Below are 20,407 nucleotides of genomic sequence, written 5' to 3' on the forward strand. Positions count from 1 at the left end.
GCTTATCGATCCTCCAGAAGGGAACATTATAAATAAGGAAGTAGCAAGTTCTACCGTTAAATTTGCCTTTTAAGAAGGTTTTTTAATTGGGCTGAATTTGATAGTCTATTGCCATCGTTCTGAAACAACGTATTTTGAATGCAGCACTTGTCTTTAAAATCCAGGACTTTGTGAATTAATGGAGCGTGTTAATGATTAACTTATGGCCCTTGTTATTGCCTGCTGCTGCCTGGTCCGGTTGGTGGGTTGCAAGCCGTAACTATTCAGGTAAGAAATCCGAGCAAAACAACAAACTCTCCCGGGAATATGTCGTTGGATTAAATTATCTTCTTAATGAACAGCCGGATAAGGCAGTAGACATTTTTATTAAACTGCTGGAAATAGACAGTGAAACTGTGGAAACCCATCTTGCTTTGGGCAGTCTTTTCCGCCGTCGCGGTGAAGTTGACAGGGCCATCAGAATTCACCAGAACCTGATTGCCAGACCGCAGTTAAGTCTAGCTGATCGCAAACAGGCCTTACTGGCATTGGGCCAGGATTATATGAGTGCGGGTGTGTTTGACCGTGCCGAACGTATTTTTCTCGAAGTGGTGGAGTTAGGCGGAAGCAAAGAGGTTTGCAGTTTACAGGGCTTGCTTGCCATTTATCAGCAGGAAAAAGCCTGGGAAAGCGCACTGGATACCATCAAAAAACTGGAAGTTTCGACTGGCCAAAGCTTTCACGCGCAGGCCGCCCATTATTATTGCGAAATAGCTGCGCAGGCGCTGAAGGATAACGCCATTGAAAAAGCGCAGAATGCGACCAGGCAGGCCTTAGCGATTGACAAGATGTCAGTTAGGGCCAGCCTATTGCAAGCTTCCTTGGACATGAAGTATGGACGCTATAAGCAGGCAATTCGATCTTTAAAACGGGTGCCGCAACAGGATCCCGAGTTTATCACTGAGATCATTGAGCCTTTGGTGATATGCCATAAAGAATTGGGTGCTATGGATGAATGTGTTGAATTCCTTCAACATACACTTGAAAATCATCCCCGTGCTTCAACCATTTTCGTTATTGCAGAATATTTAAGGAATACTAAAGAGATGGATTCTGCCATTGATTTTGTATCCGAAAAGCTGGGCAGTTATCCATCAATCCGGGGTATAAATCGATTAATTTTTTGGCATCTTGAAACAGCCCATGGTAAAGTACGCGACAAATTACAAATGTTATATGATATCACGAGCAAATTTCTTGATAATAAGCCCGTCTATCGTTGTGGTCATTGTGGTTTTGGGGGGAAGCATCTCCACTGGCATTGCCCAAGTTGTAAACAGTGGGGTAGAATGAAGCCTGTTCATGGTTTGGAAGGTGATTAGCTGTATCCGCAGCAGGTCCTAATATGAATAAAAATTACTGAGAGCATTATGCAATTTATTGATTTAAAAAAGCAATATCAGCTCATCGAAGCCGATATTTTAAGAGGTATTCATGCGGTGTTAAATCATGGACAGTATATTATGGGGCCTGAGATTGCCCAATTAGAAAGAAAATTGGCTGATTTTCTCGGAGTAAAGCATGCAATTGTGAATGCAAGCGGTACGGATGCATTACTGATGGCCTTAATGGCGCTTGAAATTGAGCCAGGTGACGAAGTCATTACCAGCCCATTCAGCTTTTTTGCTACTGCTGAAGTCATTACATTGTGTCAGGCTAAACCGGTGTTCGTTGATATCGATCCCCTGACTTACAATATCGATCCACAAAAAATTGAAGCGGTAATTACTCCGCGTACAAAAGCAATTATGCCAGTTAGCCTGTACGGCCAATGTGCCGATTTAACTGCAATTAATGCCATTGCAAAGCGCCATGGACTGGCGGTGATTGAAGATGCTGCTCAAAGTTTTGGCGCAACTCACCATGGTCAATATTCCTGTGCATTATCAACAATCGGCTGCACCAGCTTCTTTCCTTCTAAGCCTTTAGGTGGCTATGGCGACTCAGGGGCTTGCTTTACCGATGATGATATCCTGGCTGAGCGATTGATTGAAATTCGCAACCATGGACAGAACACGCGTTATAACCATCGACGTATTGGCATTAATGGCAGGATGGATACAATTCAAGCCGCCATTTTAATTGAAAAAATGAAACTGTTCCCCAATGAGATACGCCTTAGACAGCAGGTAGCGCAGCGTTATGTCTCATTACTTGCTGATTATGTTCGTACACCGCAATTGTCTGCTGAAAACACCAGCGTGTATGCGCAATTCACAATTGAAGTTGAGGATCGCAATCAATTTCAAGCGAATATGCAAAAACAGGGGATCCCAACGGCCGTGCATTATCCAATTGCCATGCATCAGCAACCCGCACTTGCCTTTTTAAACTACAAAAAAGGGGATATGCCGATTGCAGAACGCACCAGCGAACGGGTGGTAAGCTTACCTATGCATCCTTATCTGACATCCAAAGAGCAGGAAGAAGTGGCTGATGCTGTAAAAGCTGCCCTGCAACAGAGTACGGAAGTGGCTGTATAAGCATGTCCAAATTAATTATTGCACTGGATTTTGCTGAGAAACAGGATGCCCTGGATCTGGTTGAACAGCTGGATCCTTCCCAATGTGCCCTCAAAGTAGGCAGTGAAATGTTCACATTGCTGGGTACGGATTTCGTCAGTCTATTGGTTGATAAGGGCTATAAGGTCTTCCTTGATCTGAAATTTCATGATATTCCCAATACTGTTGCGCAAGCTTGCCGTTCAGCCGCGCAATTGGGTGTGTGGATGATTAATGTACATGCCAGTGGTGGCAGCCAAATGATGGTGGCGGCAAGAGACGCATTGGAAGGTAGCCGAATCAAGCCTTTATTGATTGCAGTGACGGTACTTACGAGTATGAATGAGCAATCGTTTTCAACTCTGGGTGTTTCAGAGTCAATCGAACGCCATGTTCAGCGTTTGGCTAGTATGGCTTGTGCAGCAGGCTTGGACGGGGTAGTGTGTTCTGCCTTTGAAGTGCCGCAGATAAAGCAGATTTGCGGTGAGTCTTTTCTAACAGTGACGCCAGGTATCCGATTAGCGTCAAATTCTCATGATGATCAAAGCAGGGTGGTAACGCCAGTTGAGGCAATCCAATTGGGTAGTGATTTCCTGGTTGTGGGACGTCCTGTAACTAAAGCCGCTGAACCTGCTAGAGTGGTAAAGGCAATTTTACAATCATTAACTTAGCATTGATATGTGCAGTGCATCAAAAGATTACAAACTTAGTCGTGATGTATTGCACTTCTCGGGACTACATTCCTAATCAAATTCACCGTCATACTATTCATTTCTTATAAAAAATATGCTAGTTATAAAATTAGATAAGCAGTTTAGCAACTGGTCAGGATTGGCAGAACCTGACGCCTCTCTGTTAATGTTTACGGATTTATCTGTTCGATGCAACATGAATTGATTTCGAACTCCATTTTAAGTAAAGGATTACTCTATGCCAAAAGAGCAGGTATTAAAGGAGTTAATTTCTCAGAACAGTGTTTTTCATCCTAATAGCCAATTACTAAGGAAACTTGTACTTACCGTTTATTATGGATGGCTGCGAATCAATGGACAACCGCCGGACAAGCAGTTTTCTTTGGCCGATTATGTGTTTGATGAAGAAAAATTTGTTATTGATTTTAATGGGCTAACTGAAACAGCACGTAAAAAATTTAATCACTGGCTTTGGAAATCTCAGGCGAATAACGCGCATCGCGCTTTTTTAAGCAGTTCTGCAACGACTGATTATCGTGGATATACCGCTGAGGTGGGTCTAAGTTGGTGGGGAAGAATTGTTAACTGGGTATTTTATCGAAAAAAATCCTATCAATGGCCTTTAGCACCAGTAGAACTTACTTTTGATTATCAGCTGAATGGGATTGAAATCTGCAAGGGAAAACATGGTCTTCTGGTTGGTTTGAATCAATTTTGTATCGAGACTCAAGCAAACAAATATCATCAGGCAGGCGATGCCCAGGAAGAGCCTTTGCTAAACACCAAGCGTGTTCAGCTAACTGATGAGATGGTAGGAAGCTTGCTTGAGCTGGACATTGAAAATCAGGACTATGATTCAATATTAAATCAGCCCCATCCGTTTTCAATTGAAGTAAAACAGCCTAAAAAGCGCATGAAGGCTATGTATGAACACCGCAAAGTTGAACGTTTTATTACTCCACCAGCCTGGTATCAGCGAGTTTGGGAATGGACTAATTCATTTTTTAAGAAAAAAAAGGAATGGAAAAGCAAGGCTCAAAACAATTTCCATTCTATCCTCAAAAAGGAAAATGCTGAGGTTCTGCAGCAGGCGCATACCGGTGAGATATTAATCATGGAGAAGCGTCCTGAAATTGATACGATGGTATTCTGTGGCGGTGGCGCCAAGATTTTCGCTCATGTGGGAGCTTATAAGGCCTTCCAGGAGAGCGGTATCCAACCGAGCAAATTTGCAGGCAGTTCTGCCGGTGCAATCATGGCAATATTGTGCTATCTGGGCTATTCCTGGGTCGAAATTTTTGGCTTTTTCAAGAGTTTTAAAGAGGAGAATATTGTTCATTATAACATTGATAGTTCAGGCATCTCGGACACGGATGCCCTGAAAGCGGCCCTTGATTTTATGATCATCAAAAAAGTGAATCAGATTCTATCCGAGTATGAGACGATTGCTGGCAAGGAAGCAGCAAAAGAATTACGCAGTCTGGTTTATGAACCTGGAGTCATCACCTTTGAATCGTTAAAACGCTTAAAACAAGCATACCCAAAATGCTGTTTAGGGGATGAGTTAATCGTTACAGCAACCAACAAGGAAAAAAGAAAAACAGTCTATTTTTCATATGGTCATTCACCGCAGAAAGAAGTAAGCAAAGCAGGTGCTATGTCTTCCAGTTTCCCAATTGTATTCAAGCCTACATTATTACCGGATGGAAACACATACAATGATGGCGGTATTTTAAGTAATCTGCCAACTGAAGCCTTTAGCGATGATAAATCTACTTTTCTGAAGTCAGATTATGATAATTGCTTAAAGCTCGTTGCCTTTCAATTTGATAATGGGCCGGAGCGCAGTATCCTGAATAAGCTGGTTCATAGAGTATATCGCGAAAATTTTCTCTGGAACTGGATTTACGGTTTATTGACTGGGGTTCGTGATCCGGTGAGTGGATGGGAAAGAGATCGTCTGAAGCTGTTACATTACAGCGGACAGACGGTATTAATTCCTATTGGGAATGTCAGCGCCACACAATTTGATATTTGTGCCGAAGATCAGGAAAAATTATTAGAGAAAGGCTATAAGGCAGCTAAACGGTATATCGATAGTCATTACCAGATTTCTGAGAAGGGCGCGCGCAATGCAGAGTATTTACATGTCAAATTTTCAGGTATAGATGAAGCGATTTATTATAGTTGCTACCGAGGACACCGCGATTGGTTTGAAGCCTTAGCAAAACTCGGATTGTCACGGGGCATCAGCGAAGAGAAAATCGAACAATTGAGGCGCATGTATTTCAATTCTTCCGAAAATAAAAAGGAAGAGTCGTCCAGGTCGGACAAAAATAAGGGGGGGTTGTTTGATAATCAGCTTCCCAAAGTCATTGAAAAAAAAGCAGTAAAAACCAATATGCGCATTTTTCAAGCCATTTATCCGATTTTTTTAGAAATCCCTTATGAATGGATAAATAAGAGCAGTGATTTGAAATTATATAAGGATGGACGTCATGCAAATACCATTCATTCACCTTTGCGCTGTCTTCAGAGTTTAAGCCAGATAAAAGGCAAAACGCATATCCTGTTTCATATATTTGTGGAGTTACTAAAAAATCAGACGCAAAAAAATATCGAGGAATTGTGCAGACAGTTTAAAATACTTGAAAAAGTACTGTCCTATAAGAAAGAATTAAATCATCATGCGCTGTTCGATTGCTGGAATCTTTTGCCGCATCAGGTGAATCGCATACTCAAAATTTGTGAACAAAAGGCTTGGGATGCATTGGCAGCGCTCTGTGAATCATTAAAAATCGGTGAAGAACCCCTTCAGGATATTGTTTACGATGAGCCAAAAGAGAAAGACGCTTGCATGGATAAATGGTATCTTCATTCAGTCAGAAAGGACATTCCCGTCGATAGCTGGTATGAGCAGGGCTGTGGTTACACAATGAGTGCTTGAACAGGCTGACGTAAATTTGGCTGGGCTTTACACCCCAGCCTACAACTCATTCTCGCAATTCGGTCGCTGATCTGGCACAATTTACAGGAATAACCGCATTTGTTTTATCCATGAATAAAGAATTACAGCATTACTATTTGCAACAGATGGGCATTGAACTTTGGCAGGAACGAACTGCGGGGTCCGGTCAGCAACCGGACTTTGATGATTTGGACCGTCTTTGCCAGGAGGTTGCTTCCTGTCAAAAATGCGGTTTATGCAAAACGCGAACACAGACGGTTTTTGCGCGTGGTAATCCCAAAGCGAAACTAATGGTTATTGGTGAAGCGCCTGGTTATCATGAGGATCAGCAGGGAAAACCCTTTGTTGGCAGGGCGGGGGGCTTACTGGATCAAATGTTAAAAAGCATTGGTTTTGCAGAGGAAGATGTTTATATTGCCAATGTATTAAAATGTCGTCCCCCGGATAACCGGGATCCCAGCGGCGAAGAAATTGTCAAATGCAGCCAATATTTAAGCAGACAAATCGCGTTGGTTAAACCTGCGGCTTTATTGGCAGTAGGTCGTTTCGCCGGTCAATTCCTATTAAAGAATAATGCCAGTATGGCGCAAATGCGTTCGAACACGCATTATTATGAGAATACACCTTGTATTGTCAGCTACCACCCTGCCTATCTGCTAAGAAAACCGCTGGATAAAAAGAAAGCGTACAGCGATCTGCTGCAATTGAAAACATTACTATGTTAGGTCGTATCCCTGTTATCCGCTTTAGAGGGTTTACCTTAGTTGAAAGCATGATTTGTTTAACAATCATTTTAATATTAATGACAATTGTATCCCCTCTGCTAAAAAGCAATGACCAACAGATACGCCTTAAGGCATGCAAACAACAACTCATACTAGCACTTCATTTTGCCAGAAACCAGGCCCTGCTTTCAGGGAAGCCACTGGCATTACGTGCGGAGCCTGACAGCGGCGATTGGTCAAAAGGGATGGTTCTCTTCTTTGATAATGCTTCGCATCAGTTTGAAACTAATCTGTTACAGCATCAATGGCATTGGAATTGCCGAAACATTGCAATCAAATGGCATGGATTCCAATCCAGCCAGTATCTTGTCTTTGCAGCCACTCCCATGCAAGCCGTAGCTAGCGGACGATTTGAGCTTAGCTCAGAAACGCAGGGAATAGATGTAATCATTAATCGTCTGGGAAGAATCAGGGATTTGGGAGCTGAATCTGCGCCCCATCCCCTATGATATAATTATAAAATAGTAATTAGTATGAATCATTATGAAAGAAAAAGGATTTACGCTGACTGAACTGATTGTGACACTCTGTATCGCTGCAATTTTTATCTCGGTGGCAGTCCCGGGATATTATTCTTTAATTCAAAATAATAAAGTAGTAGCCATGGTAAACCGCTTGTCAGCCAGTTTGAATTTTGCTCGAATGGAGGCCATTAAAAGAGGGGTGCGCGTGTCGGTGTGCTCAGCGGGAAATGCGTCTTTAACGGCCTGTGGTTCAGCAACGCAATGGGCTCAGGGTTGGATTGTGTTTGTAGATGCCAATAACAACAATCTGATTGACAGCAATAATGATTTGGTCAAAGTGAATGAAGCGTTACCCAGTGGCACTCAGGTTAATGCCAATTCCAATATTGTCAGCTACGATAGCATGGGTTTTGTTTCCAGTGGCGAAATGAATCTTTCGGTTACGGCAATTGGTTGCAAGGGAAACAATGCGCGCGCCTTGAATGTGTCTGCCAGTGGAAGACTAAGCATCAGTCGGACTGCCTGCCAGTAACTTGTTTTTTCTTATGGTATACTATCGTAAATTTTGAATGAGATTATCTCCCATGGTTCAGGAACAAAGCCTGATGCCGTCCCCTGAATGGACTTCCTGGCTAACCCACAAGACGGCATTAACTGAAAAATTACAGCATGAGACGGGCGAAGCCCGCTTGAAACTGATTCAGCAAATCAAAACAAATTGCAATTGGTGGGACCGATTTTTTCTCGGTATTTGTGAGAAAAATGTAATTCATCGTGATGTATTGATGGCCTCGCAAGATCAATATTGCTGGTTTGCCCGTTCTGTAATCCCTCTGTCAACCTTCGATCAAAATATGGTTTTTTTCGAGCGGCTTAAAACTGAATCACTTGGACAGATGGTATTTAACAATCCAGTCGTTAAGCGAGACTGTTTAAGCCATTATTTTATTGATAAAAACAGTCAGGAGTACCATTGGATGACTCCTGAATTACGGCAGAATGCGCCTCTTCTCTGGGTACGTTATTCCCGGTTTCTAATTAATGAAAATTTTCCATTTTATCTGGTAGAAATTTTATTGCCTGATTTATTGAGGATTGCAAAATGAATTGGAATGCTTATTATCGACTAGGGCGTTTCGATAAACCTGTTGGTATTTTATTGTTATGGAGCCCCTCCGCATGGGGGTTATGGTTTGCCAATCAGGGGCATCCTCCATTGATTTTGTTTCTGCAGTTTCTTGCCGGGACCATTTTAATGCGGGCAGCTGGCTGTGTGATTAATGACATTGCAGATCGAAATATTGATTGCCATGTTCGCCGAACCCGGCACAGACCCTTAACCGCAGGTGAAATTCCGCTCAAAAAGGCCTTGATTTATTTATTTCTGCTGCTGTTTGCAGCTTTGATGATTTTAATTCAGCTGCCGTTAGCCTGTACTTATTATGCCTTGTTTGCACTTTTAATCACGATCATTTACCCCTTTTGCAAGCGATTTATGCAGGCGCCCCAGGTCGTTTTAGGGATCGCATTTTCAATGGGAATTCCGATGGCTTACGCTGCTTCAGAGGTTCCGCTTGATAAAACTGCAATTGGTTTACTGCTTATTAATTTTCTATGGACTCTGGCTTATGACACTGAGTATGCAATGGCTGATCGCGAGGATGATTTAAAGATTGGGGTCAAATCAACCGCGGTTTTATTTGCGGATTACGACCGTCTGATTATCGCTTTGCTGCAAGGGCTTTTCCATACTTGCTGGTTATATTTAATTATAAGTGCGGGATTTTATAATCGCGTATTATTGCTGTGCTGGCTGGCTGCCGGAAGCAATTTGATATACCAGCAATACTTGATTGCAGATCGTGCTCCAAATGCCTGCTTTAAAGCATTTATAATCAACTCCTGGTATGGATTGATTTTATGGCTGGGCATGGTTCTAAGTTTTTGAAATTATCTCAAAGCCTGACCAGCTCATCTAATAAACTGCTTGCACCAATTCTAAAGAAGCTGGGAGAAAGCCTTTGAGATGGAGCTTGCTTTGCTTGAGGTTGAAGGGGTTCTGATAGGTTAAACCCCAGGGTTTGAGAGCCTAGCATTTGCGAAGCCATTTCTGCATAAAGAAAGGCATCTTCAGGCTTACGAATACCGCCTGAGGCTTTAAAACCGACCGGTTTACCGGATTCTTTGATGGCTTTTAGCAGTGTATAGGCGGATAAGGGGGTTGCACCTGCCTCAATTTTACCGGTTGAAGTTTTTAAAAAATCACAGCCCAGATCAATTAATTCCTTTGCCAGCGTATACAATATCGCCGGTGATCTGAACGCGCCAGTTTCTATAATCACTTTAAACAGGATTCGGTGATATTTGCACAAAGCCAAGGCTTGTCTGCATCGTTCTAATGCCGGTTCCCGGTATCCATTCAAATAGAGTGAATAAGGAAAGACATAATCGATTTCATCAATGGGATACTCGGATAGAAGATCCTCCAACTGGGACATTACCATCGCTGCCGGCTCTTCTCCGCTGGGGAAGTTGAGAACTGTTGCCCATTTACAGGAGTTTTTTTCTGATAGCCAGGCTAAATGCTGCGGGTATATGCATAGAGCCGCAACATTAAACTGCTCGCCTTTTAATTGGAGTTGCTGAATCTGTTCTGCTGTCGCCTGTTTGTCCAATAGAGTTAAGTCAATACAGGATATAATCGTCTGGGCAGAAATCTCTGTTTCAACTACCTGTCTTTCCATGAGAAACTCTTCAAATTCAGCGTTTATGCTCATGTCAGGCTGGCAATGAATTCTTTAATCAGAATATTTAGTCGTTCAGCAGCCTGATTCGCCATAGCGACAACTGCATCATGGCTATGACTGCAGCTGGCAAGACCAGTGGCATGATTCGTAATTGTAGCGATAACCGCTACTTTCATACCGCAATGATTAGCAACCAGCACTTCAGGAACGGTTGACATTCCCACAGCATCGGCACCTAAAATACGGAATGCGCGAATTTCAGCAGCGGTTTCATAATTCGGGCCAATCACGGCGATGTAGACACCCTGATGCAGACTTATATTGCTTCTTTCTGCAATTTCAAGAAATTTTTCCCGCATGCTTTCGTCATAGGCATTATCCAGGGGGAAAAAACGCGGACCAAACTCATCGTCGTTAGGACCAACGAGCGGATTTCCGGGTTGAAGATTAATATGGTCAGTTATCAGCATCAATTCCCCAGGCCCGACCTCTTCACGAAGCGATCCGGAAGCGTTAGTTGCAAGAAAATATTCACAGCCCAGTAATTTTAAAGTGCGGACGTAATTCTTCACAATCTCATGGTTTAAGCCTTCATAGCTGTGTGCGCGTCCCTGCAAACAGGCGACGTTGACGCCGGCCAATCTTCCCAAAACCAGATTACCGCTGTGACCCTTCACCGTTGTACTGGGAAACCCGGGTAAAGCGTCATAGCTAATGGTAACGGCTTCTTCAATCTGTTCAGCAAAACTTCCTAAGCCAGAGCCTAATACTATTCCAATGACAGGCTTGAAATCTGGCACTATTTGACGGATTTTTGCAGCAGCCAGGGAAGGGGTATTTGCATTAATTTCGTTCATTTAACCAACCGATTAAAATCTAAAAAAAGAGGATGGACTATACTGGGTAACGCTGATTATTTCAATACACCCGGGTAGGTTGGGCTGTAAAGCCCAACATCAACGCTTTGTTGCTACAGGCAGAATAATTCTTACCTGCAAGCCGCCACCAATTCGGTTATAGGCTTTAATTTGCCCCTGATGTAAACGGACAGCCTTCTGGGCAATTGACAGGCCAAGGCCGTAACCACCGGTTTTCTTTTCCCTGGAGGTATCGACCCGATAGAAAGGATTGAAAATTTTCTCAAGCTGCTCTTCCGGTACTCCTGGGCCGCGGTCACAGATATCAATTAGCAAATTGCCTTCTGTAAGGCCAAGATGCACGCTAACTGATTCATCGGGCGGCGAATAGCGCAATGCATTCCTGATGATATTTTCTATCGCCCGGTGAATCAGACGCTCATCAATAAATAACTCGCAGTCTAGGCTGTCCGCCAGAGTAACCAGCGGTTTTTCATCGGCAAATTCGTAATTTGCATCTTCAATTATACGCGACAATAATTCCTTGATATTGCAGGGCGTACGATGGAGATCATCGACTGATTTATCAAGACGGGCAAATTGCAGTATTTCACTGATTAAAGAATTCAAACGCAGACACTCTACTTCCATGCGGCAGAACTCGCTGTCAGCCGCTCCCTGGGCTTTCTTACGGCCGAGTTCGATGGCAATCTGCAATCTGGCTAATGGGGAGCGCAACTCATGGGAAATATCCTGCAGCAACCGCTCTTTAGACAGGATAATTGTTTCTAGTTTTTCCGCCATTCGGTCAAATTCGCCGCTAAGTTCTGCAATTTCGTCGCGGCTATGCCCCTTAAAACTACCGACGCGCGTATTTAATTTACCTGTGGCAATTGACTTGGCTGCCATGCGCAGAGAGCGAAGCGGCTGGGTCAGGTAAATAGAAAGCAGATAGCAGATGAGGCCGCTAATGAAAATGGCGATTGTTAGTCGAATAGTCAGACCTGCCCAGGGTATTTGTACAAAATGGGCCAGTGGTTTTTCACTGACGGCAACCAGACGATAGGCTCTGCCTGATGTGGAGAGGATTTCATGGCTGACAATGATTAGGTTGCCGTATTTAATCATTCCGTCATCGAGTTCTTCTTTGACCAGATGATTGGTAATATCTTTAACCACTCCTGGTGGTGTTTGATTTCCAATGATTTCACCAGTGCTGCAGATTAAAAATAGTTCCATATGCCTGGCAATTCCAATTTGCGCCAGCCAGGTTTTCAAAGCGCTGTGTTTGCCCGACTCAAAAGTGGCCACTGCGGCATTGGCATAACTATCCATGAACACTTGTTCACGAACCGGTATTGATGATTTCTGTGCGATTTCGCTGGTTACCCAGGCGGTGGTGATAATAATTAAAATGGTAGCAAGCCAAAAAGAGAGAAAAATTTTCCAATACAGACTACGCATTAAACATGTACCCAAAACCGCGAACGGTTTTAATGAGTGGTTCTCCTTCCTGGTTATCTCCTAATTTGGTACGCAGGTTACTGATATGGACATCAATACTGCGGTCGTAAGCCGTATATTTACGCCCCAGCGCATACTCGGTCAGCTCTTCCTTGGAAAAGGCTTGTCCAGGTGACTTAATCAGCATTTCCAATATATTAAATTCGGCATTGGTTAATTCCATAACGCTGCCATGGTGCGTGGCAATGCGCTTGGAGCAGTCCACAACAATATCATGATGCTCTATAACAGGGCGATGGACGGGCGCTTTTTGGGTACGGCGTAGTATGGCTCTCAGGCGGGCAACCAATTCGCGTGGATTGCAGGGCTTCGGTAAATAATCGTCAGCGCCAATTTCGAGGCCTACGATGCGATCAATATCGTCCCCGCGGGCGGTTAGCATTAATACGGGCGTTTCGAGATGTTCCCGAATTGCTTTTAACACTTCAAACCCATTGAGTTTGGGTAACATGACATCAAGAATGATAGCGTCAAAGGATTGATTAAGCGCTTTTTTGACTGCGGTCTCACCATCGTGGACACAGACAACATTAAAACCCTCCGGTTCGAGATATTGTTCCAATAGATCGGTTAATTCAGTGTCGTCATCAACAATCAAGATATTACTGTTCATGTTAATTAATCCTGTAAGTCTCTTTTCTGAATACTAATCACAGCGCGAAGGATTGCTCCAGATGTTTATCGCGTGGCCGCTTGTCCAGACAGGATAATAGCTTTATCCGTCGGGCATCTGCATTAATAACCTTAAACTCAAATTGATCCAGGGTAATTATTTCGCCGCGTTTAGGCAAATAGCCAAAACCAGCCATCACGATACCTCCTATGGTATCATAAGTTTCGTCACTGAAATTGCAATTCAGTTCTTCATTGAACTCTTCAATAGGCATATGCGCTTTAATAATATACTGCGAATCGCCATGCGCTTTTATGTAGGCTTCCTCGTCAATATCAAACTCATCAGCAATATCGCCAATGATTTGTTCGATTACATCTTCTATGGTAACAAAGCCGCTGACAGCGCCATATTCATCAACGACTAATGCCATATGATTGCGATTGCTGCGAAATTCGCTCAATAATACGTCAAGTCTTTTGCTTTCTGGTACGAAGGTAGCCAGTCGGATAACATCGCTTAAATCGAGCTCTTCATCTGTTTGACCATGAAATCTTAATAAGTCTTTAGCATGCAAAATGCCGATAATATCATCCTCACTGTCACCCGTAACCGGGAAGCGCGAATGGCCAGAACTGGTGACTGTTTCGATGATTTTCTTAAAATCATCATTAAGCGAGATAAAAGTGATCTGCTTTTTAGGCAGCATAATATCCCTGACGCGCATTTGGCTGAATTGAATAACCCCTTCAATCATGGCCAGTGTTTCTGAATCAATAAGGGAACGGATTTGAGCATCTCTTAAAAGACTAATCAACTCTTCTTTATTTTGCGGTTCGACCTGAAGAAATTGTTTCAGCCGTACAAACCATGAGCCGCCTTCATCCTCTTTATTCAAGATGGTTATCCTCTTCGTTATAGGGATTACTGAAACCGAATTGCTCAAGCAATTGAATTTCCTCCTGTTGCATCCGTTTCTCATCTTCTGCTTCAATATGATCATAACCAAGAAGATGGAGTACACCATGAATAATGATGTGTGCCCAGTGGGATTCCAGTGATTTTTCCTGTTCACGGCTTTCTTCAGCCAATACAGACGGGCAAATAATCACATCTCCCAGAAAAGGGAAATCAAGTTCAATATGGGGAGGAATAACGCTGGGAAACGCCAGGACATTGGTTGGCTTGTCTTTTTTACGATAATTTTGGTTCAGTGTCCTAATCTCATCGGAATCAACAAAACGCAATGTTAATTCAGCAGAATCCTTATGGGCGAGCAGCGCCGATTGTGCCCAGTTAATGAGCTTTTCTTCTGGAAAGGGTAAAGGGTTTTCACAGGCAACCTGCAAATCAATGTGATAATTCATTGTCTATCATCCTCGGATTGCTGACGCTCATAACAATCCACAATTTTGGATACCAAGGGATGCCTGACGACTTCCCTGCTGGAAAAAGTATGAATAGAAATATCGTCGAGTTTTTCAAATAATTTTACTGCATGAATTAAACCGGAATCCACATTTTTGGGCAAGTCTACCTGGGTCATATCGCCAGTGATCACCGTTTTGGATCCAAACCCCATTCGGGTCAAAAACATTTTCATTTGCATTATTGTCGTATTTTGTGCTTCATCAAGAATAATGAATGCTTCATTAAGTGTCCTGCCGCGCATAAAGGCTAAAGGCAAAATTTCTATTACGTCACTCTGAATAAGCTTCTGTGCCTCTTTAAAACCAATCATTTCATAGAGGGCATCATAGACAGGGCGAAGATAGGGTAATACTTTCTCAACCAAATCACCTGGCAAAAATCCCAGTTTTTCACCTGCCTCAACGGCTGGCCTTACAAAAACCAGGCGTTGGACTTCCCCTTTTTCGAAGCTTTCAATGGCTTTTGAAACTGCCAGATAAGTTTTTCCCGTACCGGCCGGGCCAACCGCAAAAATTATATCATGTGTATCAATACTGGAAAGATATTCCGCCTGTTTGGTATTTCGAGGCAGGATAGTTTTCCTGCTTAGTCTTATAGGGTGATGCATATGTTTTTTTGATTCCTTGATCAATAGTAAGGATTGCACATCATCGCGGCTAATCGGCTCATCTGCCATCTCATATAAATTGATAATGATGCTGCCGGCCTGATTGATCGCTTCTCGTGAGTGACCAGATAATGAAAATCCATCCTGTCTCGTCTTAATGGACACAGAAAATGTATTTTCAATGAGGGAAAGGTTTTCGTGGTAAATACCACACAGGTTCGCAAGCCTTTCCATGGTTAGTGCTGGCAAGTGAATATGTTTATTGTGGGGTGTACTGCTCAATGCAATATTTTTGAAATAAATAACATACTTTAAGAATAGTCTAAATGAGGGGTGTTTCGCAAGTTGTCTGGCACAGATGACAGGATAGTTTAAAGCTGGCAGATCGCGATATCAAGCTTCGCATTGCTGTCCCTTATTTCCCGCATGGTATTCATTTCGCATAAGCTCAAGCTTAAACCATGATGCCCTAATTGCATTTTGGGAATTAATCGCGGTGATTTTTCCATGCGCAGTAAAATCAAATGACAGGAAGAGCGGGGGGGAGTTGTTGCTGGTAAAACCCATTGATTAGGCTGATCTGGAAATAATCAGCGCTGTTTCTTAATAAACTCAGATATATACGCACTGTATCGTGTAAAAGGCGTAGGGAGTTTAGCCATTGGCTTAATTGCTCTTGCCGTATTTCCGGATGCGATTCCATCCATAATATTAATTGCGGAGGATGAATCTCACAGTCAAGATGCTGGCTGGACTGTGCTGTGCGAATTGAGTGGAGAAAGGGATCCTGATGGATATCTTCTCCAAACCGGCCTACCGTATGTGAAAGGATTTGAATTTGGGTAAACAGCCGGGCATAGAGCTCCGAGGAAATCGTATTGGTCTTGTTGACACTATGTTCTATACGCATTAATTCTTTGAGAAATCGGCTTTTCAATTCCGGTTTCTGAATCAGGTGAATGGTTTCAATGACTTTTTGTAAAGCATAATGGTGTATAACAGGGTGATGCTCGGTACAGGCTTCATCGATAATCCGATGCAGGCATTCAAGACGCAAAGCAATTTTGGGCAAAAAATGGGTTGCCAGTTGAAATGTAATGGTTTCTTGCTGCATGTAGGAAGCTATCCTTAGCCGATTCAAATGGCTAAAATCGGATTAAAAATAAGTCGTTTTCCTATGATCGCTTTAGCATGGCCAATTGTAAATACTTGTCATGCAAATTTTTGATATTATTTGTTAATTCCTCCAGGTCGCCATTATTTACAAGCAAATCATCGGCAATGGTTTTCCTGTCATCAATACTGGGTTGGGATGCAATAATTTTTCGAGCTTGCACTGCATCACAGTTATCCCGGGAAATAACGCGGGCGATTTGTACTTCCTCATCCGCTATTACTGCCAGAACCCTATCCAGATAGGGGTAGTCTGTCCTGTTTTTCAAAAGGGGAATTTCAATGATGTTATAAGCTGCGTTAGTATTATGGCTGATGCGTTCTTCAATGGCTTTGCGAATGAGGGGATGTAATAATGCCTCTAGCCACAATCGCTCCTGGGGATGATCAAATATAATCTGGCGTAATGCCGACCGATTCAGTTCATTTGATTCAAGAATAACCTCAGATCCGAAGTGTGTTTTGATTGCCTCATGGGCAGGGGCATTAATTTGGGTTAATTCGCGCGCAATATTGTCGGCAATGATAATATTGGCGCCAAGTGATTTGAAAATATTAATCACTGTGGATTTGCCGCTGGCTATATTACCCGTCAATCCAATATTTAACATGAACTAGTCCTGCTGATTAATATTTTTACAGGTTACAATGTTTACATAGCAGGTTTCAGGCACATTGCTATGGCCGCGGCAATAATCTTTGGCCGAAAAAACCGCATCATCGCGATGGCGGAAATAAACGCTTAGCCAGGGCTGTGCATCGCTATCCATGGCAGTGCATTGCCAAAGAGGGCTAATCGAGTTGCCGTTGACATAGCCGTCGCAGTTTGACCGTGAAATTTTACAGCTTAGAGGAAACTGGCTCTCTTTTTTACAGGCATCAAAGGCTTTATTCAATGCAGTCAATTCATAATTACTTATTCCCAGCCACTGCTTTTTAGTCTGATCCTGAGCGCGGCACTCCCAGTTTTTTTCCTGGCTAACCACCGACTCCGCAAATCCGGGGATGCCAGCGCAAAGTAGTAATAGTGCAATTGATGTTTGTTTTATCATGGTTTAGCCTTATAACGAATTAAGCTCAGAAGTTCATCCAGAGTCATAGCCTTTGCAAAATACCAGCCTTGCATCCAGTTTACTTCTTTACTTACTAGGAAATCATATTGTTCTTTAGTTTCAACACCTTCTGCAATTATGGTTAATTCCAACGTATTGGCAAGGTTTATAATAGCGTGGTTTAACGTTTCTGTAATTGCGCCGGTACCGATTGCCTGGATAAATAACTTATCGATTTTAAGATAGTCAAAGGGAAAATGCTGAAGGTAGTTAATGCTGGCATGCCCCGTACCGAAATCATCAATGGCAATCGAAAAACCTAAGTTTTTCAATTCCTGCATTTGTCTGATGATTTGCGGATTATCTTTATCAAGAAACTCGCGTTCAGTTAACTCGAGTATAAGTTGTTGCGGACGTATTTTATTGGTTTTGCAAAATCCATAAAACTCGGAAAAGAAGTAGGGGTGATTAAAATGGCGTGCTGACAGGTTAAACGCAAGATGAAAATCAGGGTATTCATTCAATAACTCTGATGTTTCAGAAAGTGCCCGTTCAATGAGTTGCCAGGTTATGGGAATAATTAAGCCTGAGCGCTCTGCCTCTTCAATAAAAAAATCCGGCATAATAATTTCCTGCGCTGCTGTTTTCCAGCGAATCAGTACTTCTGCGCCGGAAAACTTTCCCTGTTGCGCATGCCATATAGGTTGATAAACCGGATGAAAATGCTGGGAACGAATAGCATTATTTAGGGCATAGCTTAGTGAAAGGCGATGATTAATCAGATGAGAGAAATAAAAATAAAGCAAAAGTAAAAGCAAAAGCAAACTTAGGTTAATAATCAATGCTTTTAATACAAAGAAATTACTTATCTTTACCGGTTTTGCAGTAAAAACGAGAAGAATATTGTTGGCATTTGTCAGGTTTTTTTTAAAAACAATTGAATTCTGAATTTTATTCTGAATACCTACTTCTGTAAGCATGTGTCGCGAATCATTATCATAAAGGGCAATTCTGTAAAAAGAATGATTCTGCTGCTCAATGAAATTATTAATGACCTTGTCTAATACAAGAAGACCCAGGGAGTAGGCGCCCATTTGCTGCTGTATCAGAAAAGCATTGGACATACCGGTTCCCAGTGTATACGGTCCAGTTAATGAGAGACTGTAATGGACGGGCTGGGGTAAATTGATAGCTTGCTTAATGGTTGAACACACAATTCGATTGTTGTTGCTGATTATTACAGCGGATACCGATGGATTGTTATATAACTTTTCAATCAGTTTTGGTGTTAAATCCTGGCAGAAATTGAAGCCAAAAGAACTGGATAAATTGCCAAATTCATCCAGGTTTCTATAGATAAAATTATCAAGATTTTTAGTGATTTCACCAGCTTCATCGGTTAATTTATTCTGATGTTGAATATGTAATTGCTGCCATTGATAGTAAAACGTACCGATCAAAACAATTAAACCAAACACCAGCCAAAGAATAGTGAATTTTGTAAAAAAGCTGGAGTATCGGAGATGATCGGTGTTCATTCTGCTTAATTAATGGACTTATCGGTACAGGGCATGAATAGAGTTTAATGTGATTTCAGCTAATTTAACAATGGTTTCCTCATCACTGTTTAAAGGTGGAAGCCAATAGAGGGCATTGTCCAGAGGCCGCATTAAAGCTCCCTGTGTTAAGGCCTGCTGATAAAAGTAAAATCCGGGCCTTTCATGAGTTGAGCCTGGTACAAGATCGGCTGCAGCCATGGCACCAATGGATCGGACATTGGCCAGTTTGCCCGTTGCCGCGGCGATATCCCTGAGCAGGGCATACATGAGATTACCTAGTTTCCTCGCTTGTGCAGCCATATCTTCATGCCGCATCGTATCAATCGTGGCTAATGCCGCACTAACGCCAAGTGCGTTAGCACTATGCGTATGTGAATGAAGAAAAGAGTTCCCTTTATTATAGTCTTGATAAAATAACTGATAGATGGCGTGATCAATAAGCACACAGCTTAAAGGTATTGCGCCAGCGGTTAACCCCTTGGATAAGCAAATCATATCCGGTTCAATATTGGCATGCTGAAATGCAAACCATTCACCGCTTCGGCACATGCCGGTCATGATTTCATCCACAATGAGAAAAATCTCGTTTTCCTTTGCCCAGGCCGCCAGTTTTGAGAGAAAATCGGCGCTGTAACAAAGCATGCCGCCAGCACCCTGGATAATGGGTTCAACAATAATCGCGCAGGCAGTGGATTTTAATGTTTCAAGTGTATCCTGTGTCTCATTCCAGTAAGTATTGCTGTCAAGCCAGAGAGGGTCTGAGGTATCCCGGACATAAGGGATGGTTTGAAGAAAATGGCAGCGTGGTCCAAAACCTTCATAAGGTTGTTTATATATTCCAAGATCACTGACGCCAAGTGTCCCTAGGGTTTCACCATGATAGGCATTTTTTAAGGCAATAAAATCTCTTTTTTTTGTATCTCCTTTTAATTGGCAGGCATGCAATGCCAGTTTAAGGGCGATTTCTACCGCCGAGCTGCCGTCGCTGGCAAAAAATGAATGCTGTTTTCCGCTTAGAAGGGCTAATTGTTCTCCCAGTTCGGCGAGTGCCGGGTGAGTTGTATTAGCAGCTATAACTTGTTCGAACCGTTCCATTTGCTTTTTGATAGCATCCTGAATGGCAGGATGGCCATGGCCTAATGATTTACACCACCAACTGGAAATGGCATCAATCAATATGCCCTGATCCGTATAGAGGTAACTTCCCTTCGCTTTATTGACAATTAACGGCGGGGAGAGTTCAAAATCTTTCATTTGCATGCAGGGATGCCAGATATGTCGTAAGTCTTTATCAATACAATCTGTGTTAACCATGTTAAAGATGCAGGTTGACAACCAAGGCAAACACTTTATCATGCTGCGGATAATAATAATATGTATTGTTCCGATCGCCGT

Annotated in this window: 21 protein-coding genes; 9 read left to right on the forward strand and 12 right to left on the reverse strand. The window is 42.6% G+C overall.

The window, feature by feature from the left end:
• Positions 1-191: 191 nt before the first annotated feature.
• The 9 genes from lapB to ubiA all read left to right on the forward strand — a co-directional run bounded on the left by lapB (position 192) and on the right by ubiA (position 9,397).
• Positions 192-1,361: a lipopolysaccharide assembly protein LapB gene (gene lapB / locus DYH42_RS06520; RefSeq protein ID WP_058524034.1), complete on the forward strand. Its 1,170-nt coding sequence runs from the start codon at positions 192-194 to the stop codon at positions 1,359-1,361.
• A 48-nt stretch (positions 1,362-1,409) separates the two neighbouring features.
• Positions 1,410-2,522, forward strand: a complete 1,113-nt coding sequence (locus tag DYH42_RS06525; protein ID WP_058524035.1) for a DegT/DnrJ/EryC1/StrS family aminotransferase — start codon at positions 1,410-1,412, stop codon at positions 2,520-2,522.
• 2 nt (positions 2,523-2,524) lie between these two features.
• Positions 2,525-3,211 (forward strand): orotidine-5'-phosphate decarboxylase, encoded by a 687-nt coding sequence (gene pyrF / locus DYH42_RS06530; RefSeq protein ID WP_058524036.1) that lies wholly within the window; start codon positions 2,525-2,527, stop codon positions 3,209-3,211.
• 259 nt (positions 3,212-3,470) lie between these two features.
• The gene (gene vpdC / locus DYH42_RS06535) at positions 3,471-6,179 is read left to right on the forward strand and encodes a Dot/Icm T4SS effector VpdC (RefSeq protein WP_058524037.1); all 2,709 of its coding nucleotides are present in this window, start codon (positions 3,471-3,473) and stop codon (positions 6,177-6,179) included.
• A 110-nt stretch (positions 6,180-6,289) separates the two neighbouring features.
• Positions 6,290-6,925 carry a uracil-DNA glycosylase gene (locus DYH42_RS06540; protein WP_058524038.1) on the forward strand — a complete coding sequence of 212 codons (636 nt, stop codon included), beginning with the start codon at positions 6,290-6,292 and terminating at the stop codon, positions 6,923-6,925.
• Positions 6,919-7,434, forward strand: a complete 516-nt coding sequence (locus tag DYH42_RS06545) for a GspH/FimT family pseudopilin (protein WP_058524039.1) — start codon at positions 6,919-6,921, stop codon at positions 7,432-7,434. The genes DYH42_RS06540 and DYH42_RS06545 overlap by 7 nt, the downstream gene beginning before the upstream one ends.
• 34 nt (positions 7,435-7,468) lie before the next feature.
• Positions 7,469-7,981: a GspH/FimT family pseudopilin gene (locus DYH42_RS06550; RefSeq protein WP_058524040.1), complete on the forward strand. Its 513-nt coding sequence runs from the start codon at positions 7,469-7,471 to the stop codon at positions 7,979-7,981.
• A gap of 52 nt (positions 7,982-8,033) precedes the next feature.
• Entirely contained in the window at positions 8,034-8,555 is a 522-nt protein-coding gene (locus tag DYH42_RS06555; RefSeq protein WP_058524041.1) for a chorismate--pyruvate lyase family protein, read from the forward strand.
• Complete coding sequence (gene ubiA, locus DYH42_RS06560; protein ID WP_058524042.1) at positions 8,552-9,397, forward strand: 4-hydroxybenzoate octaprenyltransferase; 846 nt, start codon at positions 8,552-8,554, stop codon at positions 9,395-9,397. The genes DYH42_RS06555 and ubiA overlap by 4 nt, the downstream gene beginning before the upstream one ends.
• Positions 9,398-9,404: 7 nt before the next feature.
• Here ubiA and DYH42_RS06565 read toward each other — a convergent pair whose 3' ends face one another.
• From DYH42_RS06565 to bioA, 12 genes are all read right to left on the reverse strand, one after another.
• Positions 9,405-10,193: a deoxyribose-phosphate aldolase gene (locus tag DYH42_RS06565; RefSeq protein ID WP_162263103.1), complete on the reverse strand. Its 789-nt coding sequence runs from the start codon at positions 10,191-10,193 to the stop codon at positions 9,405-9,407.
• A gap of 29 nt (positions 10,194-10,222) precedes the next feature.
• Positions 10,223-11,053 carry a purine-nucleoside phosphorylase gene (locus DYH42_RS06570; RefSeq protein ID WP_058524044.1) on the reverse strand — a complete coding sequence of 277 codons (831 nt, stop codon included), beginning with the start codon at positions 11,051-11,053 and terminating at the stop codon, positions 10,223-10,225.
• A gap of 99 nt (positions 11,054-11,152) precedes the next feature.
• On the reverse strand, positions 11,153-12,517 hold the full coding sequence (gene cpxA, locus DYH42_RS06575) for a two-component system sensor histidine kinase CpxA (protein ID WP_058524045.1): 1,365 nt from the start codon (positions 12,515-12,517) through the stop codon (positions 11,153-11,155).
• Positions 12,510-13,190, reverse strand: coding sequence for a two-component system response regulator CpxR (cpxR, locus tag DYH42_RS06580; protein ID WP_058524046.1), 681 nt, complete (start codon positions 13,188-13,190; stop codon positions 12,510-12,512). The genes cpxA and cpxR overlap by 8 nt, the downstream gene beginning before the upstream one ends.
• A gap of 37 nt (positions 13,191-13,227) precedes the next feature.
• Positions 13,228-14,088 (reverse strand): CorC family transporter, encoded by an 861-nt coding sequence (locus tag DYH42_RS06585; protein ID WP_058524047.1) that lies wholly within the window; start codon positions 14,086-14,088, stop codon positions 13,228-13,230.
• Complete coding sequence (gene ybeY, locus DYH42_RS06590; protein WP_058524048.1) at positions 14,081-14,557, reverse strand: rRNA maturation RNase YbeY; 477 nt, start codon at positions 14,555-14,557, stop codon at positions 14,081-14,083. The genes DYH42_RS06585 and ybeY overlap by 8 nt, the downstream gene beginning before the upstream one ends.
• Positions 14,554-15,297: a PhoH family protein gene (locus DYH42_RS06595; protein ID WP_115317138.1), complete on the reverse strand. Its 744-nt coding sequence runs from the start codon at positions 15,295-15,297 to the stop codon at positions 14,554-14,556. Before DYH42_RS06595 ends, ybeY begins: the two co-directional genes overlap by 4 nt.
• A 451-nt stretch (positions 15,298-15,748) precedes the next feature.
• Positions 15,749-16,342 carry a cell division protein ZapD gene (gene zapD / locus DYH42_RS06600; protein ID WP_244923631.1) on the reverse strand — a complete coding sequence of 198 codons (594 nt, stop codon included), beginning with the start codon at positions 16,340-16,342 and terminating at the stop codon, positions 15,749-15,751.
• Positions 16,343-16,403: 61 nt separating this feature from the next.
• Positions 16,404-17,012, reverse strand: coding sequence for a dephospho-CoA kinase (coaE, locus tag DYH42_RS06605; protein ID WP_058524051.1), 609 nt, complete (start codon positions 17,010-17,012; stop codon positions 16,404-16,406).
• A gap of 3 nt (positions 17,013-17,015) precedes the next feature.
• The gene (locus tag DYH42_RS06610) at positions 17,016-17,453 is read right to left on the reverse strand and encodes a hypothetical protein (RefSeq protein ID WP_058524052.1); all 438 of its coding nucleotides are present in this window, start codon (positions 17,451-17,453) and stop codon (positions 17,016-17,018) included.
• Positions 17,450-18,991 (reverse strand): EAL domain-containing protein, encoded by a 1,542-nt coding sequence (locus DYH42_RS06615; protein WP_058524053.1) that lies wholly within the window; start codon positions 18,989-18,991, stop codon positions 17,450-17,452. The genes DYH42_RS06610 and DYH42_RS06615 overlap by 4 nt, the downstream gene beginning before the upstream one ends.
• Positions 18,992-19,009: 18 nt before the next feature.
• Positions 19,010-20,326: an adenosylmethionine--8-amino-7-oxononanoate transaminase gene (gene bioA / locus DYH42_RS06620; RefSeq protein WP_058524187.1), complete on the reverse strand. Its 1,317-nt coding sequence runs from the start codon at positions 20,324-20,326 to the stop codon at positions 19,010-19,012.
• Positions 20,327-20,407 lie beyond the last annotated feature (81 nt).

The sequence above is a fragment of the Legionella birminghamensis genome, assembly GCF_900452515.1.
GTDB classification, from domain to species: Bacteria; Pseudomonadota; Gammaproteobacteria; order Legionellales; family Legionellaceae; genus Legionella_C; species Legionella_C birminghamensis.

Excerpts from the sequence above, each read along its gene's own strand:
- DYH42_RS06555 (WP_058524041.1), top strand. The coding sequence starts at position 8,034 with ATGGTTCAGGAACAAAGCCTGATGCCGTCCCCTGAATGGACTTCCTGG.
- DYH42_RS06565 (WP_162263103.1), bottom strand. The coding sequence starts at position 10,193 with ATGGAAAGACAGGTAGTTGAAACAGAGATTTCTGCCCAGACGATTATA.
- DYH42_RS06595 (WP_115317138.1), bottom strand. The coding sequence starts at position 15,297 with ATGGCAGATGAGCCGATTAGCCGCGATGATGTGCAATCCTTACTATTG.
- vpdC (WP_058524037.1), top strand. The coding sequence starts at position 3,471 with ATGCCAAAAGAGCAGGTATTAAAGGAGTTAATTTCTCAGAACAGTGTT.
- ubiA (WP_058524042.1), top strand. The coding sequence starts at position 8,552 with ATGAATTGGAATGCTTATTATCGACTAGGGCGTTTCGATAAACCTGTT.
- cpxR (WP_058524046.1), bottom strand. The coding sequence starts at position 13,190 with ATGAACAGTAATATCTTGATTGTTGATGACGACACTGAATTAACCGAT.
- coaE (WP_058524051.1), bottom strand. The coding sequence starts at position 17,012 with ATGTTAAATATTGGATTGACGGGTAATATAGCCAGCGGCAAATCCACA.
- DYH42_RS06610 (WP_058524052.1), bottom strand. The coding sequence starts at position 17,453 with ATGATAAAACAAACATCAATTGCACTATTACTACTTTGCGCTGGCATC.
- lapB (WP_058524034.1), top strand. The coding sequence starts at position 192 with ATGATTAACTTATGGCCCTTGTTATTGCCTGCTGCTGCCTGGTCCGGT.
- cpxA (WP_058524045.1), bottom strand. The coding sequence starts at position 12,517 with ATGCGTAGTCTGTATTGGAAAATTTTTCTCTCTTTTTGGCTTGCTACC.
- pyrF (WP_058524036.1), top strand. The coding sequence starts at position 2,525 with ATGTCCAAATTAATTATTGCACTGGATTTTGCTGAGAAACAGGATGCC.
- DYH42_RS06550 (WP_058524040.1), top strand. The coding sequence starts at position 7,469 with ATGAAAGAAAAAGGATTTACGCTGACTGAACTGATTGTGACACTCTGT.
- zapD (WP_244923631.1), bottom strand. The coding sequence starts at position 16,342 with ATGCAGCAAGAAACCATTACATTTCAACTGGCAACCCATTTTTTGCCC.
- ybeY (WP_058524048.1), bottom strand. The coding sequence starts at position 14,557 with ATGAATTATCACATTGATTTGCAGGTTGCCTGTGAAAACCCTTTACCC.
- DYH42_RS06570 (WP_058524044.1), bottom strand. The coding sequence starts at position 11,053 with ATGAACGAAATTAATGCAAATACCCCTTCCCTGGCTGCTGCAAAAATC.
- DYH42_RS06540 (WP_058524038.1), top strand. The coding sequence starts at position 6,290 with ATGAATAAAGAATTACAGCATTACTATTTGCAACAGATGGGCATTGAA.
- DYH42_RS06615 (WP_058524053.1), bottom strand. The coding sequence starts at position 18,991 with ATGAACACCGATCATCTCCGATACTCCAGCTTTTTTACAAAATTCACT.
- DYH42_RS06545 (WP_058524039.1), top strand. The coding sequence starts at position 6,919 with ATGTTAGGTCGTATCCCTGTTATCCGCTTTAGAGGGTTTACCTTAGTT.
- DYH42_RS06525 (WP_058524035.1), top strand. The coding sequence starts at position 1,410 with ATGCAATTTATTGATTTAAAAAAGCAATATCAGCTCATCGAAGCCGAT.
- bioA (WP_058524187.1), bottom strand. The coding sequence starts at position 20,326 with ATGGTTAACACAGATTGTATTGATAAAGACTTACGACATATCTGGCAT.